Source organism: Streptomyces sp. MBT53, from assembly GCF_016654115.1.
In the GTDB taxonomy this organism is placed as follows: Bacteria; Actinomycetota; Actinomycetes; order Streptomycetales; family Streptomycetaceae; genus Streptomyces.
On record NZ_JAEQAZ010000153.1, the window covers coordinates 1 to 21,559 of the forward strand.

Genomic DNA, 21,559 nt, shown 5'->3' on the forward strand with positions numbered 1-21,559 from the left:
CCCAGGCCTCCGGCCCCAGGCACCCAGGCCTTCGGCCTCCGGGCGGCCCACGGACGAGCTCCAGCCACCAGCCACCAGCCACCAGCCACCGGGCGCCAGCCGCCGGCCCCGCCACCATTCATGGGGACGATCCCAGCGAGTTCTGACGCCCCCCACCCGCCGACCGAGCCGGTCTCCTCCGAGGCGGAGTCGATACCCACTCCCGATCGACCCCGTCCGTGCCTCCCGGCAGGGCCGGGCCCAGAACCCACGCGAAAGCCGAGCCGGTTCTCGTGCGTGTAGCCAGCCCCCTGCCCCTACCTCCACCCCTCGGGGCCGTCCACTCAGGGTTGGCCGCTGAGCCGGCCCGGCGTGCGGCTGGAGCGGACCTAGTCAAGGGTGGAGCGCAGCGGAATCGGCGAAGCCGACGCGACCGCAGGGAGCGCCCTTTACTCGGTCCGCTCCAGCCCGACACTGACAAGAAGCGAGTGGCCCAACGCCCACCAATCAAGAACTACTTGACCACAAACACCTTCGTGCTCGTCGTCCCGAACGCCCACAGCGCAGCCCCGTCCGCCTTGCCCATCCGCACACCCCCCGTCTCCTTGCCCGCAGCCGGTGGCGGGGACGAGCCGTCCACCGCGTTGGAGAAGGCGATGTTGAGGCCGGACTTGGTGGCGAAGTAGACGATGTTCTCGATCTGGACGCCGTCGGAGCCGGTCGTGGCGTCCTTGCGGACCGACACCGTGTAGGTGCCGGGGTCGGGGCTCACCGTGCCGGGCCAGACCGCGAACGTACGGCCGGCCTTGTCGCTCGCGTCGACGAGCCAGACGCGTTTCTGGCCGACGGAGTAGACGATGCGCCGCCCGGTGCCGGAGGAGGCGGGTACCGCGGCGGCGGTGACGTGCGGCTTCGGGGACTTGGTCGCGTGCGCGGACGCCGAGGCGCTGGGACGGGCGGCGGACGCCTTCGGGTGGGGCCCCTTGTCGGCCTGCACGGCCAGGACCGTGACCGCGGCGATCGCTCCCACCGTCAGACCGGTCACCCAGACCTTCGAGGCAGGCACGGGCACGCATCTCCTCAGCTACTCACAGCCCCCGCATCCCGATCGAACAGGGGTCGGATCATCGTACCGGCCCCCATCCGACCACCCGGACCCTCAGTCCAGCACCGGCAGCAGTTCCGGCAGGTGCCCGTCCGAGACGGCCGCGGCCCGCTGCCGCTCCTCCGGCACCTCCCCGTAGAGCGTGGTGCGCGGACGTGCCGGCCGGCCCGCCAGTTCCGCCACGGCGACCAGGTCACGTACGGACTTGTAGGAGCCGTAGGACGAACCCGCCATCCGCGAGATCGTCTCCTCCATCAGCGTGCCGCCGAGGTCGTTCGCCCCGGAGCGCAGCATCTCCGCCGCGCCCTCCGAGCCCAGTTTCACCCAGCTCGTCTGGATGTTGGGGATCCAGGGGTGGAGGAGGAGACGGGCCATCGCCACGACCGCCCTGTTGTCCCGCATCGTCGGGCCCGGGCGGGCGATCCCCGCCAGGTACACGGGTGCGTTGGTGTGGATGAACGGCAGTGTCACGAACTCCGTGAAGCCGCCGGTCTGTTGCTGAATCCCTGCCAGCGTCCGCAGATGTCCCAGCCAGTGTCTGGGCTGGTCCACATGGCCGTACATCATCGTCGAGGACGACCGGATGCCCAACTCGTGTGCCGTCGTGACGACTTCGATCCAGGTCGCCGTCGGCAGCTTGCCCTTCGTCAGGACCCAGCGGACCTCGTCGTCGAGGATCTCCGCCGCCGTTCCGGGGATGGTGTCGAGTCCCGCCTCCTTCGCGGCCGTCAGCCACTCGCGGATCGAGAGGCCGGTGCGCGTCGCGCCGTTGACGACCTCCATCGGCGAGAACGCGTGGACGTGCATCCCGGGAACCCGCTCCTTCACCGCCTTCGCGATGTCGAAGTACGCCGTGCCGGGCAGGTCGGGGTGGATACCGCCCTGCATGCAGACCTCAACGGCCCCCACTTCCCAGGCCTGTTGGGCGCGGTCGGCCACCTGGTCCAGCGACAGCGTGTACGCGTCCGCGTCCGTACGGCGTTGCGCGAAGGCGCAGAAGCGGCAGCCCGTGTAGCAGACGTTGGTGAAGTTGATGTTCCGCGTGACGATGTACGTCACCTCGTCACCGACCACCGACCTGCGCACGTCGTCCGCGATCCGCGTCAGCGCGTCCAGCGCCGGGCCGTCCGCGTGCAGCAGGGCGAGGGCCTCCGCGTCGGTCAGCTTCGTGGGGTCGTCGGCCGCCGTCGCCAGTGCCTGCCGTACGTCCGTGTCGATGCGCTCGGGCACCATGCCGGGCGCCGCCGCCTCGCGCAGGGCGGCCCAGTCGCCGTAGACCTCGTCGAAGTCGTCACGGCGGTCGGATGTACGGCCCTCCGTGTCGATCGACGCGTGCAGATCCGTACGGCCGGAGGACACGAAGGCCTCCTCCGGCTCCTGCCAGGCGTGGCCCTCCACGACCGCATCGGGAAGAGCCAGTCCCGTCTCCGGGTCCGCCAGGGCCCGTACGTGGGGCAGCAGGCGTGGGTCCAGCCAGGGTTCGCCGCGGCCCACGAACTCCGGGTAGACACAGAGCCGTTCGCGGAGTTCGAAGCCCGCCTCCGCCGACTGCTCGCGCAGCAACTCGATCTGGGGCCAGGGGCGTTCGGGGTTCACGTGGTCGATCGTCAAGGGTGACACCCCGCCCCAGTCGTCGATGCCCGCGCCGATCAGGCGCTTGTACTCGGAGTCGACGAGGTTCGGGGGAGCCTGAAGGCAGGCCGACGGGCCCATGATGTGGCGGGCCACCGCGACCGTCGCCACCAGCTCGTCCAGTTCCGCGTCCGGCATGCCTCGCATCGCCGTGTCGGGCTTGGCGCGGAAGTTCTGGATGATGAGTTCCTGGATGCCGTGGTAGGCCCTCGACACCTTCCGCAGCGCGAAGAGGGAGTCCGCGCGCTCCTCGTAGGTCTCGCCGATGCCGATGAGGATGCCGGAGGTGAAGGGGACGGAGGAGCGACCCGCGTCCTCCAACACCCGTAGGCGTACGGCGGGTTCCTTGTCCGGGGAGCCGTAGTGCGGGGCGCCGGGCTCGGACCAGAGGCGGGTCGCGGTGGTCTCCAGCATCATGCCCATGCTCGGCGCGACCGGCTTGAGGCGCTGGAAGTCCGTCCAGGTCATCACCCCGGGGTTGAGGTGGGGCAGCAGGCCCGTCTCCTCCAGGATGCGGATGGAGATGGCGCGGACGTAGGCGATCGTGTCGTCGTAGCCGTGCGCGTCGAGCCACTCGCGCGCCTCCGGCCAGCGGTCCTCGGGCTTGTCGCCGAGGGTGATGAGGGCTTCCTTGCAGCCGAGGGCCGCGCCCTTGCGGGCGATGTCGAGGACCTCGTCCGGGGACATGAACATGCCGTGGCCGGCGCGGCGGAGTTTGCCGGGGACGGTGACGAAGGTGCAGTAGTGGCACTTGTCGCGGCACAGGCGGGTGAGGGGGATGAAGACGCTCTTCGAGTACGTGATCACACCGGGGCGGCCGGCGGCCGCCAGGCCCGCGTCGCGCACCCGGGCGGCGGACGCGGTGAGGTCGTCGAGGGCCTCGCCGCGCGCCTGGAGCAGCACCGCCGCTTCCGTCACGTCGAGGGCGACGCCGTCACGGGCGCGTTTGAGGGCGCGACGCATGGAGTTCTCGGTCGGGCCGGTTCCGGAGCTCGCGGGTGTCGTCATCCTTCGAGCATACGATCGGTGTGATCAGGCCAAAGAGGGGCGCCCGATTCGTTCCGGCCGGTCAGGTCGTTACACGGTGTCACTGGCCCCGGGAGCGCTCCGCCCTCCCCCGCACCGGCTCCGGTTTCCCGTCACCCGCCGATTCCCTTTCCTTGCCCGGGAGTTCACAGCCGACTATCAGAGTCGTACAGGTCACCTCTGCACCATCCCCGTCACTCACGACACCCCGGGAGCAGCAGCATGTGCGACGACGATCACGGAAACGGCCTCGACCGACGTGCGCTGATCGTGACGGGCGCCACCGTCGCGCTTACGTTGGGAAGTGTGACCTTCGCAAGCGGTGCGACGAACCCTGCAAGCGGCGCTCAGGAGACGCGGACCGTTCGGGGCACCCTCCCGACCGGTTCGCCCGACTATGTGTACGTCCCCGTCGAGGTCCCGGCGGGGGTCCGTGAGTTCAGGGTGGCGTACACCTACGACAGACCGTCCGTCCCGGCCGGCACCCAGGGCAACGCCCTCGACATCGGCGTCTTCGACCAGCACGGCACCGGCCTCGGCGGGCGGGGTTTCCGGGGCTGGTCGGGCGGGGCGCGCACGGAGTTCTTCATCCGTGCCGACGACGCGACGCCCGGCTACCTCCCCGGCCCGGTGCAGGCCGGCACCTGGCACATCGCGCTGGGCCCCTACACGGTGTCCCCGCAGGGACTGTCGTACGAGCTCACGGTCACGCTCACCTACGGCGAACCGGGCGCCGCCCCGCGACCGGTGTATCCGCCGGAGCGGGCGAAGGGGCGGGGCCGAGCCTGGTACCGGGGTGACTGCCATCTGCACTCCTGGTACTCGGACGGGCGCCGCACGCCCGCCGAGATCGCGGCGCTGGCGCGTGCGGCGGGCCTGGACTTCATCAACACGTCCGAGCACAACACGCACTCCTCGCACCCCCATTGGGCCTCGGAGGCGAGTGACGACCTGCTGATCATGCTCGGTGAGGAGGTCACGACCCGCAACGGTCACGTGGTCGCCCTCGGCACCGAACCCGGCACTTTCGTCGACTGGCGGTACCGGGCCCGCGACAACCGTTTCGGCCGGTTCGCCCGTGAGATCCGCCGGGCCGGCGGTCTGGTCGTGCCCGCGCATCCGCACGCCACGTGCATCGGCTGCGCCTGGAAGTTCGGCTTCGGCGAGGCGGACGCCGTCGAGGTGTGGAACGGCCCCTACACGCCCGACGACGAGGTGGCCCTCGCCTCCTGGGACGCGACGCTGGTGGCCTCGGTGCGGGAGAACCGGGAGTGGCTCCCGGCGATGGGCAACAGCGACGCCCACCGGGACCCGGACGCGGTCGGCCTGCCCCAAACCGTCGTCCTGGCCGACGACTTGACGCGGGAAGCGATCCAGGACGGCATTCGGGCGGGGCATTCCTATGTCGCCGAGTCGAAGAGTGTCTCGCTGGCCTTCACGGCGACGGGGCCGAAGGGCGAACACGCCGGTATCGGCGAGCGGTTGGAGATCGCCCGGGACGCCTCCGTCACCGTCCGCCTGGAGGTGACCGGCGCCCCGCGCTGCACCGTCCGCCTCGTGACCGACCAGGGCGTGCTGCTCACCGGCGATCCGCTGCCGGTCGGGGGCACGGGCACCGTGGAATGGCGCACGACTCCGGCCTACGCGGCCTACGTACGGGCCGAGTTGAGGCACGAGACGGCGGCCGGGCCGCTCCCCGGAGCGCTGGCCGCGTTCACGAATCCGATCTTCCTGGGCGCCGCCGGACGGTGAACCGAGGACGGCGTCGCCGACGCCGACGGATCCCGTGTGGGACGCGCACGGCACCATGGGGGGACACATCCCGGCCGATCAACAGGAGATCCGAGAACCGATGCCCCCGTCGACCCCCGAGTCCAAGTACCGCACCGTCAGCCGAATCCAGCGCGTCCTGAACTCGGTCACCCGCCGCCTCCCCACCCAGACCGTCCTGGAGACCACCGGCCGCGTCTCCGGCGTGCCGCGCCGCACCCCGCTCGGCGGCCGTCGTGTCGGCGACACCTTCTGGCTGGTCTCGGAGTTCGGCGAACTCTCCCACTACGTCCGCAACATCAAGGCGAACCCGGAGGTCCGGGTACGGATCATGGGCCGCTGGCACACCGGCACGGCCCACCTCCTCCCCGACGACGACCCCCGCGCCCGCCTGCGCACCCTGCCCCGTTTCAACAGCGCGGCGGTGAAGGCGATGGGGTCGAGCCTGCTGACGGTGCGGGTGGATCTGCGCGACTGAGCCCCGCCTACTCTGCACCCATGTGGAAAGAAGCGGCCCAACAAGCCTTCCCCGAGGCCAAGTTCGCCGACCCCGTCGATCGGCCGTCCCTCCGCGCGGCGGAGCGGAGGCTCGGGCGACGGATCCCCGACGCCCTCACGGATCTGCTCCAGGAGACGAACGGCATCAGCGGCCCCTACGCACTCGCCACCGTCTGGCCCCTGGAAAGGATCGTCGAGGACAACCTGTCCTTCTGGTCGGAACCGACCTTCGCCGACCTCTACATGCCGTTCGAACCGCTGCTCTTCTTCGGCGACAACGGCGGCGGCGACCAGTTCGCCTTCGTACGCGTTCCCGACGGGCGGCACGACGTCTTCGTGTGGGAGCACGAGGACGACAGTCGCCGGTGGGTGGCCCGGGATCTGCACGACTACCTGAACCGTTCCCTCTCGTCCGAGGGCGACGGCTGGTATCAGTAGCCGGGAACGAGAAGTTCACCCCGGCCAGACGATCGCCTGCACCTCGCTGTACGCGTGCAGCGCGTACGAGCCGACGTCCCGGCCGACGCCGCTCTTCTTGAAGCCTCCGAACGGTGCCTCCATGTTGCGGCCCACCGTGTTGACGCCCACCCCGCCGGCCCGCAGCAGCCGTGCCACGCGGAACGCGCGGGCCACGTCGCCGGACCAGACGTAGTCGATGAGGCCGTAGTCGCTGTCGTTGGCGAGGGCGATCCCCTCCTCCTCGTCGTCGAAGGGGACGACCACGACGACCGGGCCGAAGATCTCCTCGCGGACCACCCGCATCTCGGCGGTGCAGTCGGCCAGCACGGTGGGTGCGACCAGGAACCCCGGCCCACCGGACGGCCGTTCACCGCCCGCGACGACCACCGCGCCTTCCTTGCGGCCGAGTTCGACGTACGACTCGACGCGCTCCCGGTGCACGGCCGAGATCACCGGCCCGACCACCGTGTCCGGCGAGCGCGGGTCCCCGACCTTCAACCGGCCCGCGTAGGCGGCCAGTTGCTCGACGACCCGGTCGTAGACGCCCCGCTGTGCCAGCACCCGCGTCGGCGCCGTGCAGATCTGCCCGCTGTAGAAGGAGAAGGTCGTACCGATCCCGGAGACGGCGGAGGCGAGGTCGGCATCGTCGAAGACGACGGCCGCGCCCTTTCCGCCCAGCTCCATCAACTGCCGCTTCATGCCCCGCCCGCACACCTCGGCGATGCGCTGCCCGACGGCCGTGGAGCCGGTGAAGCTGACCATGTCGACGTCCGGCGACTCCACGGCCGCCTCCCCGACCTCCACGGCACGCCCGTTGACGACGTTCACGACCCCACGCGGCACCCCGGCCGCCTCCAGCGCCTCCGCCATCCGGTAGACGGACAGCGGGTCCTGCGGGGCCGGCTTCACGACGACCGTGTTGCCCATGGCGAGGGCGGGCGCGATCTTCCCGGCGGGGTTGGCCCACGGGTTGTTGTACGACGTGATGCAGGTGACGACCCCGACCGGCTGCCGTACCGCGAGCGCGCCCATGACGGCGGCCCGCCCGAACGGCCCGGCCTCGTTGACCTGCGGCGCGATCGCCCACTCGGCCGGTTCCACGGTCGCGTACCGCCGGAACCGGGCGGCGGCCACGCCCACCTGCATGCCCCGCGCGGTCCCGGTCGTGGCGCCGGTCTCCGCCTGGGCGAGTTCGGCGTACGGCACCAGCGCGCCCCGGACGAGGTCCGCCGCCCGCCCGAGGATCGCCGCGCGTTCCTCGGGCGGGGTGCGCGACCACGGCCCGAACGCCTCCCGGGCCGCCGCGGCGGCGGCGAACACCTGCTCCCGCGAGGCCTCCGGCGCCCACCCCACGGTCTCCTCGGTCGCGGGATCGACGACGGCGTAGTGCCCGCCGTCCGGCTCGACCCACTCCCCGCCGACGAACAACCGCTGCCCATCGGTGACTTGAGAACTCACCGGGTGCTCACCGTCCTGGTGTCCCGCCCCGACCGCAGCACCCGCCCCGGCACGGACCCGCTCACCACATCGCCCCGGATGGCCTCGACCCCGTTGACCCACACGGCAGTTATGCCGATCGCCTTGGAGTCCAGGCGCGGACTGTCACCCGGCAGGTCGTGCAGCAAGGTGGCCTTGCCGGCGTCGATCCGTTCCGGGTCGAAGAGCACCAGATCCGCATGCCAGCCCTCCCGCACCTGCCCACGCTCCCTCAGCCCGAACAGCCGCGCCGGATCGTCGGTCAGCATCTTGACGGCCTGCTCGAGCCCGACCAGCTTCCGCCCGCGCAGACAGTCCCCGATGAACCGGGTCGTGTACGGCGCCCCGCACATCCGGTCCAGATGCGCCCCCGCGTCGGACCCGCCGAGCAGCACGTCCTCGTGCTGCCAGGTCTCGGCACGCAGCGCCCAGGAGGCCGGGTCGTTGTCGGAGGGCATGGGCCACAACACGGTCCGCAGCTCATCGGCCGCGCAGATCTCGACCAGGCACTCGAAGGGCTCCTGCCCCCGCTCCTCGGCGATGTCCTTGACCACCCGCCCGGTCAGCCCCTCATTGGCCACGCTGTACGTGTCGCCGATGACGTACCGCCCGAAGTTGGCGAGCCGCCGAAAGACCCCGGCCTCCTTGCTGTTGGCGTTCCGCAGCATCTCGGCCCGTACGTCGGGCTCGCGCAGCCTGGCGATCCGCTCGGGCACGGGGAGGCTCAGGATCGGCCCCCACCCGGGGATCAGGTTCAGCGCGCAGAAGGTGCCGAGGGACATGTTCATCGGCGTGAGGATCGGCATGGTCAGCGCGACGACCCGCCCGCCGGCCTTCCGCGCCCGCTCACTCGCGAACAGCTGCCGGGGCACACGCTCGGGCACGGCGGCATCCACGGTCAGCACGTTCCAGTTCAACGGCCGCCCGGCCACCGCACTCATCTCGACGAACAGATCGATCTCCGCGTCACTGAACTGATCCAGACACCCGGCGACGATCGCCTCGATCTGCGTCCCCTCGTGCTCCCCCACGGCCCGCGAGAGAGCGAGCAGTTCCTCCGGCCGAGCGTGCCGGGAGGCCACCGGCTGCCCGTCCCCGTCCGAGTGGGTGGAGGACTGGGTGGTGGAGAACCCCCAGGCGCCGGCGTCCATGGCCTCGTGCAACAGCCCTACGATCGCGGCGAGTTGCTCCGCGTTGGGCTGCCCACCAACGGCATCCGCCCCCATCACGTACCGCCGCAACGCACAATGCCCCACCATGAACCCGGCGTTGACCGCGATCCGCCCTTCCAGCGCGTCCAGATACTCCCCGAACCCACGCCAACTCCAGGGCGCCCCCTCCTCCAACGCGACCAGCGACATCCCCTCGACCTTGGACATCATCCGCCGCGTGTAGTCGGCGTCCTCCGGCTTCAGCGGCGCGAGCGTGAACCCACAGTTCCCGGCGGCGACGGTCGTCACCCCGTGATTGAGGGAGGGCGTGGCATACGGATCCCAGAACAGCTGGGCGTCGTAGTGGGTGTGGGGGTCGACGAACCCGGGCGCGAGGACGAGACCGCGCGCATCTTCGCTGGTACGGGACTCCTCGGTGACAGTGCCGACGACGGCGATCCGCCCGTCGCGGATACCGACGTCGGCGACGAATGCGGGCACCCCGGTCCCGTCGACAACGGTGGCGCCTTTGATGACGTGATCAAGCACGAGGGCTACCTCCTCCACTCCGGCCAGGGGCACTCACTCAGGGGCGCGGGGCTGTATCGATTTGCGGCTACCGCCGCGTGGGCGCGACCAGCCACAACGCGCCCGCACCCCGCGACGCACCCTCAAGCCGCTTGACGGAACCGGGTCGTCCGGTGAACAGGATCCGTGTCGATCTTCGGAATCACGTGCTCCCCGATCAACCGAATCGTCTGCAACGTCTCCTCCTTCGGCACCCCCACCGGCAACCCGAAGCTCAACTGATCCGCCCCGGCCTGCTCCCACCGCTTGCACTGCGTGAGCACCTCGTCCGGATCCCCACAGATCAACAGCTCCTCCTCCACGAGGAGTTCGACGAACTCCGGCGTGTACTCGGGCAGCGTCTCCGGCCACACCGGGAACCCCTCGGGCCGAGGAAACGTGTCGTGGTACCGGAACACCAGCGAGGGCAGATAGTGCAGCCCACCGCTGGTCGCGATCCGGATCGCCTCGTCATGCGTGGGCGCGCAGATCGCGGTCGTCGTCACCATCACGTTGTCGTTGACGAACGCCCCCACCGGCTCGGCGTTCACGATCGCCGTCTTGTACTGCTCCAGCACCCACTCCATGTCGGAGACCTTCTGGATGCTGAACCCGAGGACACCCAGCCCCTTGCGCGCGGCCATGGCGTACGACGGAGGGGAGCCCGCCGCGTACCACATCGCCGGGTGCGCCTTGCCGTACGGCTTCGGCAGGATCTTCCGCGGCGGCAGCTGCCAGTGCTTGCCCTGGAAGCCGACGTACTCGTCCTGGAGCCACATCTTGGGGAACTCGGCGATGGTCTCTTCCCAGATCTCCTTGGTGTAGTTCATGTCGGTGACGCCCGGTATGAACCCGAGAATCTCGTGCGAGCCCGCACCCCGCCCGCTGCCGAACTCGAAGCGGTTGCCCGAGAGATGGTCGAGCATGGCGACCTTCTCGGCGACCTTCACCGGGTGGTTGACCTGGGCGAGGGGGTTGAAGATCCCCGATCCCAGGTGGATGCGTTCCGTCGCGTGGGCGAGGTAGCCGAGGTAGACGTCGTTCGCCGAGAGGTGCGAGTACTCCTCCAGGAAGTGGTGCTCGGACGCCCAGGCGTACTTGAAACCGGACTTGTCCGCCTGGATGACGTACTCGGTCTCCTCCATCAGCGCCTTGTGCTCGGCCAGCGGATCCGTCTCGGCCCGCTTGCCCACGTATCCCTGTACAAAGAGCCCGAATTCCAAGGAGGTTCACCGTCCCAAGTCCAGGTGGTCCCTATGAGTGCTACGACTTTCTGACGTAGCGTCAGATTCGTCAATAGATGACGCACCGTCAGATGTTGCGGGCCGGACGGGGACGTCAGATGACACTGACCCCCGCCAGCCACCCCCCGTCGATCACGAACGGCTGCCCGGTGATGTACGACGAGTCGTCCGACGTCAGGAACAGCGCGAGGCGGGCGACCTCCGCCGGCTTCCCGATCCGCCCGAGCGGCACGAGCTTGCGGTACAGCTCGTCGAGGGCCCGGGACATCCCCTCCACGTCGGCGTCCGGGTCGAGTTGGGCCGGGTTGGACATCGCGGTGTCGATGGCGCCGGGACACATCGCGTTGACCCGTATCCGCCGGTCGGCCAGCTCCAGGGCCGCCACCCGGGTGAGCCCGAGGATGGCGTGCTTGGTCGCCGCGTACGTCCCGACGGCCGCCATCCCCGTGACCGCCGTGTACGAGGCCGTGTTGACGATCGTGCCGCCGTCCTCCATCGCCGCCGCCACGGTCTTGATCCCGAGAAAGCACCCGACCTGATTGACCCGCACGACCTGCATGAACTCCTCGAGGGGCGTGTCCACAAGGGAGTTGAACCGCAGGATCCCCGCGTTGTTGACGAGGCCGTCGATCCGCCCGTACGTCTTCTTCGCGGCCCCCACGGCGGCACTCCAGTCCGCCTCCTCGCCGACATCGAGATGCACATAGGACGCGCCCAACTCCTTTGCCAGCGCCTCCCCTTGCTCATCCAGCACATCCGCCACGACGACCTTCGCGCCCTCGGCCGCGAACAGCCGCGCCTCCTGCTCCCCCTGTCCGCGCGCCGCTCCGGTGACGATGACGACACGCCCGTCCAGCTTGCCCATGCGGGCCTCCTCGGGATCGGTGGATGCAGGTCATCGTACCGCCGCATCTGACGCAGCGTCAGATGGAGAACCGTGGATTGCACAAGCACACTTGAAGTGACCGCGGAGTAGGGACATTTGACCCTGGCCATACCTCGGCTTGACTCCAAGAATGCCGGGTATGGCAAAGCGGAGATTGCGCAACAGGAAAGTCAGGTATGTCGCGATCGGCGCGGCACTCGCCACCGGTGGAGTGGTCGTCGCCCTGCTTCCGTCGGCGAACGCGGCCGACGCGAAGACGCCGGACCAGATCATGACCATGTGCGAGCGGTCGGCGGTGGTCAACGGCGAGAAACGGTCGGTGGAGGATTTCGGCGGGGCGTTCGCCGACGGTTTCCAGGCCGACAACTGCGATTATGTCGAGACGAACTTCGAGACCTTCGACGGGCCCACCGAAAAGGCGTCCATCGACTTCCCGAACTGCGAGCCGAACGCCACCGATCCGGCCAAGGTCTCCATCGCCTGGTCCTCGACATCGGCCCAGGGACAGGGCACGTACGTCTCCACCCAACAGGGCGCCGCGGGCGGCCTCTTCGGATTCCTCAGCGGGGCCTGGGCCAAGCACAAGGGCACCCTCGACATGACCGTGAAGTCGGCGACGGCCGGCGACACGGAGGCGCGGGACGTGCCGGTCGGCAAGGTGCTCCACATGGAGTTCACGCCGAAGTTGCAGCGCATGACCGGCGAATGGCGGGTGCGCGTCGACGCCCGGGAACAGACCACCACCCTGCCCGCCAGCCCGGAGCAGAACTTCGTGGCACCGGACGTCGTCGAGGGACCGGTCATCCTGCCGGGTGCCGCCGGTGCCCCCGGTGTCGTGGACGGCACCTCCAAGGCGGTCCTGGAGGACTGCTGACCCACCGGCTGCCCCCACGAAACCGCAGCTCAACTCCCTTACACCCTCAGGAGATACCCATGTCCCGGACCGGCCGCCGCAGCACCAGCAGAAGCCACCGGAGCAAGAAGAAGCGCGTCACCCTGATGCTGGCCCCCGTGGCGGCGCTCGCGGTGATCGTCCCGCTGATGAACCAGGCGAACGCCGCCACCCCGTCCGAGGTGACCGCCGACTGTTCCGCGGACTCCGACAAGCTGGCCGACTGCCAGTTCGTCGACGTCCAGTTCAAGGCGAACAGTCTCGGACCGAACGAACGCGTCTCCCCGGTGACCGACAACTGCGGTTCCACCGGCACCGCGACGAAGACCTTCAACATCAGTACGTCCGTGACCCGGACCCTCCAGGTGGAGGAGGGCACCGTCACCGAGGCCGGCACGAAACTCGGGAACTCGCTCTTCGAAGTCGGCCTGGAATTCAGCACGTCGACCATCAACATCACGCGTGACGACAAGACGACCACGCTGGCGTTCAGCCGCACGGACACGGTGCAGGCGGACAGCACCGCGTTCTTCATGTGGTCGGCCAAGCGCACCGATGTGAGCGGATTCCTGAAGGCCACGTACAAGGAGGCGCAGGACGGCCAGACGGTGTTCTTCGCGCCGAGCGAGGGCGCCGCGACCGTGCACGTCTTCTACCCGCAGATCCTGAACAACGGAACGCCCGACGGGCGGCTTTGGCTGCGGAACGTGAAATGCGGCACCGCCGAGGCCGACAGCGCGCTGAATTCGACGAAGGCGCTCCAGGACGAGGAACCCGGATTCGGTGAGGGCGGCGCCAATGTCACCGACGTGGAAATTCCACTGTCGGAGGTCCCGGCACCCTGACCGGCGTTCTTCGAACGATTCTCAGGTGCGAAGCACGGGCGTGGCTCCCAGCCAGCGCAGGACCGCGTCCGTGCCGCTCCTGGCGTCCAGCTTGGCGTAGATGTTGCTGAGGTTGTTGCGGACGGTCTTCTCGCTCAGCCGTAATCGCTGCCCGATCTGCTGCGCGCCCAGGCCGGTCGACAGGAGCTCCATGATCTGCTGCTCGCGCGGTGAGAGCAGCGCGCGCAGCCGCTCCATCGCCTCGTCGGTCGCGGCCATCCGCGAGGCCCCCTCCCGCAGGGCGTCGCAGGCGGTCGGCGAGAGGTAGGTGTGCCCGACGGTGGCCGCCAGTACCGCCGAGGACATCATCTGGGGGCAGTGGTCGCCCTCGACCAGATAGCCCGCCCCGGCCCGGAACACCTCGACCACCGCGTCGGTGTCCTGGCGCGCACTGACCACGATCGCCGGGACACCCCGGGTGCGGAGCACGTCCAGCAGCCCCGGAAAGGATGCCGCCGGGTCCTCGCAGTGCAGCACGACGACGTCCGCCGTGGTCTCTCCCAGCCCGTCGTAGGGCGGGGAGACACGCACCACACGGTCCACGTACTGATCGTCCGGGGCGGGCCAGTCATTGTGCGGCCACGTGTCCCCGACGGAGGCCAGGACAACTACGAGTCGCTCGGAGGATCGCACTGCGGGGTCCTTCCGCCGGAAGCCATGACGTCCGTACGTCCATACATACGCGGCTCGGCGTGACCGTGTTCAAACAGGTTGTGATCACCGGGACAGGTCGTGGTCAGAGCAGCGGCCCCACCTCGGTCCCGAACTCGCTTATCTGGTCGGTGAGTTCGGCGCGGTCGCGGCAGCGGAACCGGACCTGGATCCGGTCCACGCCCATCGCCCGGTAGGCGCGCAGCGATTCGGCGAGGGCTTCGGGCGTTCCGGTGAGCGTGCGACGGCCGACCTCCCACCCCGGGTCGCCGACGTACAGCGGCTCGGTGATGGCGCCGAACATGAACGGCCCCTGGAGGGCGGCCTCTTCGCGCAGTCGCCGGATCCGTTCGATCTGCGCGGGCAGCTGGTCGCGCGGGTCGCCCTGCGGCAGCCAGCCGTCGGCCTTGAGGGCGGCCCGGCGTACGGCGGCGGGTGAGGAGCCGCCGACCCAGATGGGCACGTGTTGCTGCGCGGGCCTGGGCCGCTGCCCGAGCCCCTCGAAGTCGTACAACTTGCCGTGGTGCTCGGGGAATTCGTCGGGTCCGAGGGCGGCGCGCAGGGCGTCGATCGTCTCGTCGAGGACGGGCCCGCGGCGGTCGAAGTCGACGCCCAGTGCCTCGAACTCCTCCCGTACGTGCCCGGCGCCGACCCCGAGGAGCAGCCGGCCGCCGCTGAGGTGGTCGAGGGTGGCGTACTGCTTGGCGGTGATCAGCGGGTGCCGCAGCCCGACTACCGCCACGTGGCTGAGCAGTCGGACCCGCTCGGTCACGCCCGCCAGGAAGGCGAGGGTGGCGACGGGGTCGTACCAGATGGTGCTCATCGCGGCGGCGAGGCGGCGCGGGACGCCGACGTGGTCGCAGCCCGCGATGTAGTCGAAGCCGGACCGGTCGGCGGCGCGGGCGATCGCGACGAGGTCGGCGGGGCCCGCGTCGGCCTCCCAGGGTTCGGCGTAGATGGTGCTCTGCGACTGGACGGGCAGTTGGATGCCGTAGGCGAGGCCGCTCATGCGGGCCCGCCCCACAGGCCGTCCGGTGTCAGGCCCAGCAGGTCGATCGCGTTGCCCCGGACGATCCGCTCGACCACGTCCGGCGGCAGGTGCCCCATCTGTGCCTCGCCGACCTCGCGGGACTTGGGCCAGGTGGAGTCGGAGTGGGGGTAGTCGGTCTCGTAGAGGACGTTTCCGACGCCGATGGAGTCGAGGTTCTTCAGGCCGAAGGCGTCGTCGAAGAAGCAGCCGTAGACGTGCTCGGTGAAGAGTTCGGACGGCGGGCGGTGGACCTTGTCGGCGACGCCGCCCCAGGCGCGGTTCTCCTCCCAGACCACGTCGGCGCGTTCCAGGATGTAGGGGATCCAGCCGATCTGGCCCTCGGCGTACATGACCTTGAGGTCGGGGAAGCGTTCGAACTTGCCGCTCATCAGCCAATCGACCATGGAGTAGCAGCAGTTGGCGAAGGTGATCGTGGAGCCGACGGCGGGCGGGGCGTCGGCGGAGGTGGACGGCATACGGCTGCTGGAGCCGATGTGCATGGCGATGACCGTCCGCGTCTCGGCACAGGCCGCCAGGAAGGGGTCCCAGGCGTCGGTGTGGATGGAGGGCAGGCCGAGGTGCGGGGGTATCTCGGAGAAGGCGACGGCGCGGACGCCGCGGGCCGCGTTGCGGCGGACCTCCGCCGCCGCCAACTCCGCGTCCCAGAGCGGGATCAGGGGGAGCGGGATGAGGCGGCCCTGCGCCTGCGGGCCGCACCACTCCTCCACCATCCAGTCGTTGTAGGCGCGGACGCAGAGCAGCCCGAGTTCGCGGTCGGCGGCCTCGGTGAACGTCTGGCCGCAGAAGCGCGGGAAGGTGGGGAAACAGAGCGCGGACTGGACGTGGTTGACGTCCATGTCGGCGAGCCGGGACGGGACGTCGTAGGAGCCCGGACGCATCTGCTCGTAAGTGATGACTTCGAGCTTGATCTCGTCCCTGCTGTAGCCGACGGCGGTGTCGAGGCGGGTGAGGGGGCGGTGCAGGTCCTCGTACACCCACCAGTCGCCGATGGGTCCGTCGTCGCCGGGTTCGCCCATGACGGGCTTGAACCGGCCGCCGAGGAACGTCATTTCCTTCAGCGGCGCGCGCACCACGCGCGGGCCGGTGTCCAGGTACTTCTTGGGCAGCCGCTGCTGCCAGACGTCGGCGGGCTCCACGGTGTGGTCGTCGACGGAGATGATCGGCGGAAGGGGTGTCCCGGGTGCGGCATGAGTGGTGGTCTGGGTGTCCATGGCGCTCACGGTAGCGCCGATCTGACGACCCGTCAGCTAGCTGGATCCGGGTTCGGGGTGCTCGGTTCTGTGCGGAACTGTGCGCGGGCCGTGTGAGAGCCTTGTGATATCCCGCGTGCCGACCTGTGAGCGCTGTCTCCGAGTGCTGACGCGACCGCCTCCAACAAGGCAAACTGGCGTAGTTGTCAGGCATGCCTAGGTCCTGTCGTCACATTCCCGTCGTCCGCCCGGAGGGCGGGCCCGGCGGCGTCAGGTGCGTGCTCTCGGCGTGCCGGGCCCGGACTCGCGTACTGGACGTACTCGGGTTCGGGCCCGGTGCGGCGAGAGTGCGTGCATGGCGTCGCCTGGCAGACGGGAATGTGACGACAGGGCCTAGGGGGAACGGCGATGGACGGTGGACCGCGAGTACCGGAGCAGTGGCGCCCCGGCTCCGACTCGGACGAGTCGACGGCGCTGCGCTTCAGCGTGCTCGGTCCGGTACGTGCCTGGCGGGGCCCTGTTTCGCTGCCCATGGGCTCTCCCCAGCAACGCGCCCTGCTCGCCGCGCTGTTGCTGCGTGACGGCCGGACGGCGACCGCCGCCGAGCTGATCGACGCCCTGTGGGGCGACGACCCTCCGTCGCAGGCACTGGCCGCGGTGCGTACGTACGCGTCGCGGCTGCGGAAGGCCCTGGACGCCGGGGTCCTGGTCAGCGAGTCGGGCGGGTACGCCGTACGGGGCCTGCCCGACGGCGCGCTGGACTCGGCGGTGGCGCAGGATCTGGCGATGGAGGCGGAGAAGGCGAAGTCGGCGGGTGACCTGTGCCATGCGCGGGATCTGCTGAGCCAGGTGCTGGCCCTGTGGGACGGGGAGCCGCTGGCCGGACTGCCGGGCCCGTACGCGGGGGCCCAGCGGGTCCGCCTGGAGGAGTGGCGGCTCCAACTCCTCGAATCGCGGCTGGACATGGACCTGGAGCAGGGCTGCCACGCGGAGGCGGTCAGCGAACTGACGGCGGTCACGGCCGCGCACCCGCTCCGGGAGCGGTTCCGCGAACTGCTCATGCTCGCCCTGTACCGCTCCGGCCGCCAGGCCGAGGCCCTCGCCGTGTACGCCGACACCCGGCGGCTGCTCGCCGACGAACTGGGCGTGGACCCGCGCCCCGGCCTGCGCGAACTGCAACAGCGCATCCTCCAGGCCGACCCCGCCCTCGCGGAACCGTCCGCACCCGCGCCGGAGACCGCGCCGGCACCGGTCCGCCCCCACCAACTCCCGGCCACCGTCCCGGACTTCACCGGCCGCGCGTCCTTCGTGTCGGAGCTGAGCGAGGTTCTGGCGTCGGCCGAGGGCCGTGTCATGGCGGTGTCGGCGCTCGCCGGCATCGGCGGCGTCGGCAAGACGACCCTCGCCGTGCACGTGGCCCACCAGGCCCGATCCGCCTTCCCCGACGGCCAGTTGTACGTCGACCTCCAGGGCGCGCGCTCCCGCTCCGCGGAACCGGAGACCGTACTCGGCGCGTTCCTGCGGGCGTTGGGCACGGCCGACTCCGCGATTCCGGACTCGCTGGAGGAGCGGTCGGCGCTGTACCGGTCCGTGCTGGACGGCCGCCGGGTGCTGGTGCTGCTCGACAACGCGCGGGACGCGGCCCAGGTCAGGCCGCTGCTGCCGGGCACGGAGGGCTGCGCGGCGCTGGTCACTTCACGCGTCCGCATGGTCGACCTGGCCGGGGCCCATCTCGTCGACCTCGACGTGATGTCACCCGAGGAGGCGTTGCAGCTCTTCACGAAGATCGTCGGCACCGAACGCGTCGCGGCCGAACGGGAATCCGCCCTGGACGTGGTCGCCGCGTGCGGCTTCCTCCCGCTGGCGATCCGCATCGCGGCCTCCCGGCTCGCGGCCCGCCGCACCTGGACGGTCTCGGTCCTCGCGGCCAAACTCGCGGACGAACGGCGCCGGTTGGACGAACTCCAGGCCGGCGACCTCGCCGTGAAGGCCACCTTCGAGCTGGGCTACGGCCAGTTGGAGCCGGCCCAGGCACGCGCCTTCCGCCTGCTGGGCCTCGCCGACGGCCCCGACATCTCCCTCGCCGCGGCGGCGGCCGTACTGGACCTGTCCGTAGAGGAGACGGAGGACGTCCTGGAGTCCCTCGTCGACACGTCACTCGTCGAGTCGGCGGCGCCCGGCCGCTACCGGTACCACGACCTGGTGCGGCTCTACGCGCGTGCGTGCGCGGAGCGGGACGAATCGTCGCCGAGCGAGCGGGGTGCGGCGATCTCCCGGTTGCTGGACTTCTATCTGGCCACCGTCTCGGGCGTCTACCTGATCGAACGGCCCGGGGACCGGCTGGTGGAGCACCTGGAGCACGCCGAACATCCGGGGCTCGTGTTCTCGGACCGGCACGCGGCACAGGACTGGCTCTACGCCGAGGCGGTCTCCCTGTTGGCCTGCGTCCGCCAGGCCGCGCGCAGCGGGACCCTCCGGCGGGCCGTGGACGTGCTGTGGGCGGCGTGCGACCTGGCCGAGTCGGGGACCAACTCCAAGGAGTACGAGGCCGTCGCGGAACGGCTGCGGGAAGTGGCCCAGGAGACGGGCGACGCCCGGAGCGAGGCACGCGCGTTCATGGCGCTGGCCTTCGTGCACCACGTCTCCGGCAGCCGGTTCGACGCGGCCGTCCAAGAGGGCGAGCGGGCCATCGAGTTGGCCGAGGCGGAGGGCGACGCGCTCACCAGCTGCTGGTCGTCGAACATCAGCGGCGCGGTCGCGATGTACCAGAGCCGCTTCGCGGACGCCGAACAGCACTTCACCCGCGCCCTGGACAACTTCCGTGTGGTCGGGGACCGTCCGGGCGAAGCCAGCGCCCTCTGCAACCTCTCCCGCACCCACCTGGCCACCGGCCGCACGGAGAGCGCGGTCGCCCTGGCCCGGCAGGGCACCGCGATGTACGACGACATGGAGCACGACCTGAAGGGGGCCAACGGCCGCTACGCGCTGGGCCTCGCCCTCACCCGCAGCGGGAAGCTGGCCGAGGCGACCGAGTGCCTTCAGGAGGCGCTGCGGGTGTTCCGGGACCGGCGGCAGCGGCTGTGGGAGGGGATGACCGTCTTCCGGCTCGCCGAACTCGACCTCACCGCACGGCGTCCCGCACAGGCCGCGGCGAACGCCGAGATGGCACTGACGCTGCTGCGCGGCGTCGGCGGCGACTGGCGGCAGGGCAACGTCCTGACGGTGCTGGGCCGGGCCCTCATCGGGATCGGCCAGCTGGACCGGGCGCGGGTGTGCTGGCGTGAGGCACTGGACATCTTCGAAGCGCTGGGCGCTCCGGAGGCGCACGAGGTCAGGGACCTGCTGGCGCCCTCACAGACGGCCTGAAGGGCTGCGGCACCGGCTCCGGCGCCGGGCTCAGGGCGGGCGTTCATCGTTCGTTTATCGCGGCCAGGCAGTCTCAATCGTGTCGGGCCGTCGCGTCGGGGGGCAGGCGGAACGACACAGGACCGGGCCCTTAGGGTGAACCGGCCCGCAAGATCCGCCCGGCAGTCTTCGGGGGAGTTGCCGGGCGGATCTTGTCCAGTCACCGCACAACACAGGGGAGCGCAAGATGAGCGACGAGAACACCACCGACAACGTCCACGTCACCGACGAGCCGACCGTCCTCTCGACGGACAACGTCCACGTCACCGACGAGCCGCTGACGGTCAAGGCGGCGGCGGATTCCGGCACGGTCACGACGGACAACGTCCACGTCACGGACGAAGAGGCCTGACGGACCTGCCTCCACACGGGGGATCGGCCGCGGCGGCACCGAGGGGGAGCCGTCGCGGCCGATGCATGTCCGGAGACCGGGGCGCGGGAACTACAGGCCTCTGACGGCCACCGTCGGCGGGCACAGCTTCCGCATGTCGTCCACGTCGGACGTGTACAGCACGACACCGCCCGGCTGGCGCCCGGTGATGACCGCGAGGGCGGCGTCGATGGCGTATTTGTGGCCGTGCAGGCCGGTGTCCTTCAGGAGGGCGATCGCGGCGTCTGTCACTTCTCGCGTCACCGGCTCGACCACAACACGGGACGTCATCCAGTTCCACGCCTCGAGATTCACCTGTCCGTGGTACGCCTCAACGAGGGTCATTGAACTGGTCACCACGCGGATCCCGTTCCGATACGCGTCCTTGAGCCGGGCCAGCATCATCCGCTCACCGCGCACCGCCCGCAACAGACCCTCACTGTCCAGGACATACGCGCTCACGATCGTCAACTCGCCTCAAGTTCCTTCCGCTCAGCTTCGGCCGCAGCCAACTCCGCCTCCGTGACGACCCCGTGCTCCTCCTCCAGCCGGTTCACCAACTGCCCCAGCAGATCCCGCTCACGCTGGCGCTCTACGGCCTTGGTGACGTACGCACTGAACCCCCCGCTCCCGACCTCCCGCCGAATCTCCTCGGCAAGTTCCTCCGGAAGCGTGACGGTGTACTTCTTTGTTGCCATACCGGCGACCGTACCTCGGTCACAAACCACGCAACTCCCCCTTCACCACCTTCCCGCTCGCGTTCCGAGGCAGCTCCCCCACGAACTCCACGACCCTCGGCACCTTGTAGTTCGCCATCTCGCGGCGGGCCCAGGCGATCAGGTCGTCGCCGGTCAGGGTCACCCCCGGCCGCCGGACGACGTACGCCTTCCCGACCTCCCCGAGCCGTGCGTCCGGTACGCCGATCACCGCCACGTCGGCCACATCGGGATGCAGACCCAGCTGCTGCTCTATCTCCGCCGGGTACGCGTTGAAGCCGCCGACGATGAACATGTCCTTGATCCGGTCGGTGATGCGGAGGTTGCCGTCGGCATCCAGGACGCCCACGTCACCGGTGCGCAGCCAGCCGTCCGCGTCCAGGACCTCCGCCGTCGCCGCCGGGTCCTCGTAGTAGCCGCGCATCACGTTGAAGCCGCGGACCAGCACCTCGCCGGGGGAGCCGACGGGCGCCTCCACCCGGACCTCCGTGCCCGGGATCGCCCGCCCCGACGTCGACGCGATGACCGACGGGTCGTCCCCGCGCCGGCACATGGTGACGATGCCGCTGGCCTCCGAAAGGCCGTACGCCGTCAGGACCGTGCCCAC

The 21,559-nt window shown here is 70.1% G+C and carries 19 protein-coding genes; 7 read left to right on the forward strand and 12 right to left on the reverse strand.

Features of this window, described 5'->3' with window-relative positions:
• Positions 1-493 precede the first annotated feature (493 nt).
• Together JHN45_RS38075 and JHN45_RS38080 are read right to left on the reverse strand one after the other, a co-directional pair.
• Positions 494-1,045, reverse strand: coding sequence for a hypothetical protein (locus JHN45_RS38075; RefSeq protein WP_200713872.1), 552 nt, complete (start codon positions 1,043-1,045; stop codon positions 494-496).
• 93 nt (positions 1,046-1,138) lie between these two features.
• Positions 1,139-3,724: a bifunctional FO biosynthesis protein CofGH gene (locus JHN45_RS38080; RefSeq protein ID WP_201054158.1), complete on the reverse strand. Its 2,586-nt coding sequence runs from the start codon at positions 3,722-3,724 to the stop codon at positions 1,139-1,141.
• 240 nt (positions 3,725-3,964) lie between these two features.
• Here JHN45_RS38080 and JHN45_RS38085 point away from each other — a divergent pair, with 240 nt between their 5' ends.
• The 3 genes from JHN45_RS38085 (at position 3,965) to JHN45_RS38095 (ending at position 6,448) form a co-directional block, all read left to right on the forward strand.
• Positions 3,965-5,494: a CehA/McbA family metallohydrolase gene (locus JHN45_RS38085; RefSeq protein WP_201054159.1), complete on the forward strand. Its 1,530-nt coding sequence runs from the start codon at positions 3,965-3,967 to the stop codon at positions 5,492-5,494.
• A 100-nt stretch (positions 5,495-5,594) separates the two neighbouring features.
• Positions 5,595-5,990, forward strand: a complete 396-nt coding sequence (locus JHN45_RS38090; RefSeq protein ID WP_200713869.1) for a nitroreductase/quinone reductase family protein — start codon at positions 5,595-5,597, stop codon at positions 5,988-5,990.
• A 20-nt stretch (positions 5,991-6,010) separates the two neighbouring features.
• Positions 6,011-6,448 (forward strand): SMI1/KNR4 family protein, encoded by a 438-nt coding sequence (locus tag JHN45_RS38095; RefSeq protein ID WP_201054160.1) that lies wholly within the window; start codon positions 6,011-6,013, stop codon positions 6,446-6,448.
• A gap of 15 nt (positions 6,449-6,463) precedes the next feature.
• On the opposite strand, the gene JHN45_RS38100 is transcribed toward JHN45_RS38095, so the two are convergent.
• From JHN45_RS38100 to JHN45_RS38115, 4 genes are all read right to left on the reverse strand, one after another.
• Positions 6,464-7,927 carry an aldehyde dehydrogenase family protein gene (locus JHN45_RS38100; protein ID WP_200713867.1) on the reverse strand — a complete coding sequence of 488 codons (1,464 nt, stop codon included), beginning with the start codon at positions 7,925-7,927 and terminating at the stop codon, positions 6,464-6,466.
• Entirely contained in the window at positions 7,924-9,645 is a 1,722-nt protein-coding gene (locus tag JHN45_RS38105; protein ID WP_201054161.1) for an amidohydrolase family protein, read from the reverse strand. Before JHN45_RS38105 ends, JHN45_RS38100 begins: the two co-directional genes overlap by 4 nt.
• Before the next feature lie 122 nt (positions 9,646-9,767).
• Positions 9,768-10,886: an LLM class flavin-dependent oxidoreductase gene (locus tag JHN45_RS38110; RefSeq protein WP_200713865.1), complete on the reverse strand. Its 1,119-nt coding sequence runs from the start codon at positions 10,884-10,886 to the stop codon at positions 9,768-9,770.
• A 115-nt stretch (positions 10,887-11,001) separates the two neighbouring features.
• Positions 11,002-11,772, reverse strand: a complete 771-nt coding sequence (locus JHN45_RS38115) for an SDR family NAD(P)-dependent oxidoreductase (protein ID WP_200713864.1) — start codon at positions 11,770-11,772, stop codon at positions 11,002-11,004.
• 160 nt (positions 11,773-11,932) lie between these two features.
• Here JHN45_RS38115 and JHN45_RS38120 point away from each other — a divergent pair, with 160 nt between their 5' ends.
• Positions 11,933-12,667 carry a hypothetical protein gene (locus JHN45_RS38120; protein ID WP_201054162.1) on the forward strand — a complete coding sequence of 245 codons (735 nt, stop codon included), beginning with the start codon at positions 11,933-11,935 and terminating at the stop codon, positions 12,665-12,667.
• A gap of 59 nt (positions 12,668-12,726) precedes the next feature.
• Positions 12,727-13,530 carry a hypothetical protein gene (locus JHN45_RS38125; RefSeq protein WP_201054163.1) on the forward strand — a complete coding sequence of 268 codons (804 nt, stop codon included), beginning with the start codon at positions 12,727-12,729 and terminating at the stop codon, positions 13,528-13,530.
• A gap of 21 nt (positions 13,531-13,551) precedes the next feature.
• On the opposite strand, the gene JHN45_RS38130 is transcribed toward JHN45_RS38125, so the two are convergent.
• From JHN45_RS38130 to JHN45_RS38140, 3 genes are all read right to left on the reverse strand, one after another.
• Positions 13,552-14,202: a response regulator transcription factor gene (locus JHN45_RS38130; protein WP_201054164.1), complete on the reverse strand. Its 651-nt coding sequence runs from the start codon at positions 14,200-14,202 to the stop codon at positions 13,552-13,554.
• A gap of 103 nt (positions 14,203-14,305) precedes the next feature.
• Positions 14,306-15,229, reverse strand: a complete 924-nt coding sequence (locus tag JHN45_RS38135; protein WP_201054165.1) for an LLM class F420-dependent oxidoreductase — start codon at positions 15,227-15,229, stop codon at positions 14,306-14,308.
• A complete protein-coding gene (locus tag JHN45_RS38140; protein ID WP_201054166.1) occupies positions 15,226-16,482 on the reverse strand; it encodes an amidohydrolase family protein in 1,257 nt (418 codons plus the stop codon). The genes JHN45_RS38135 and JHN45_RS38140 overlap by 4 nt, the downstream gene beginning before the upstream one ends.
• Before the next feature lie 387 nt (positions 16,483-16,869).
• Between JHN45_RS38140 and JHN45_RS38145 the strand changes: the two genes are divergently transcribed.
• Both JHN45_RS38145 and JHN45_RS38150 read left to right on the forward strand, forming a co-directional pair.
• Positions 16,870-19,827, forward strand: coding sequence for a BTAD domain-containing putative transcriptional regulator (locus JHN45_RS38145; RefSeq protein WP_201054167.1), 2,958 nt, complete (start codon positions 16,870-16,872; stop codon positions 19,825-19,827).
• A gap of 226 nt (positions 19,828-20,053) precedes the next feature.
• Entirely contained in the window at positions 20,054-20,218 is a 165-nt protein-coding gene (locus tag JHN45_RS38150) for a hypothetical protein (RefSeq protein WP_200713857.1), read from the forward strand.
• A 90-nt stretch (positions 20,219-20,308) separates the two neighbouring features.
• On the opposite strand, the gene JHN45_RS38155 is transcribed toward JHN45_RS38150, so the two are convergent.
• The 3 genes from JHN45_RS38155 to JHN45_RS38165 all read right to left on the reverse strand — a co-directional run.
• Entirely contained in the window at positions 20,309-20,698 is a 390-nt protein-coding gene (locus tag JHN45_RS38155; protein WP_374195666.1) for a hypothetical protein, read from the reverse strand.
• Between the two features lie 5 nt (positions 20,699-20,703).
• Positions 20,704-20,934, reverse strand: coding sequence for a hypothetical protein (locus JHN45_RS38160; protein ID WP_201054169.1), 231 nt, complete (start codon positions 20,932-20,934; stop codon positions 20,704-20,706).
• A 19-nt stretch (positions 20,935-20,953) separates the two neighbouring features.
• A partial coding sequence (locus JHN45_RS38165) for an AMP-binding protein (RefSeq protein WP_201054170.1) occupies positions 20,954-21,559 on the reverse strand: 606 nt, incomplete at its 5' end.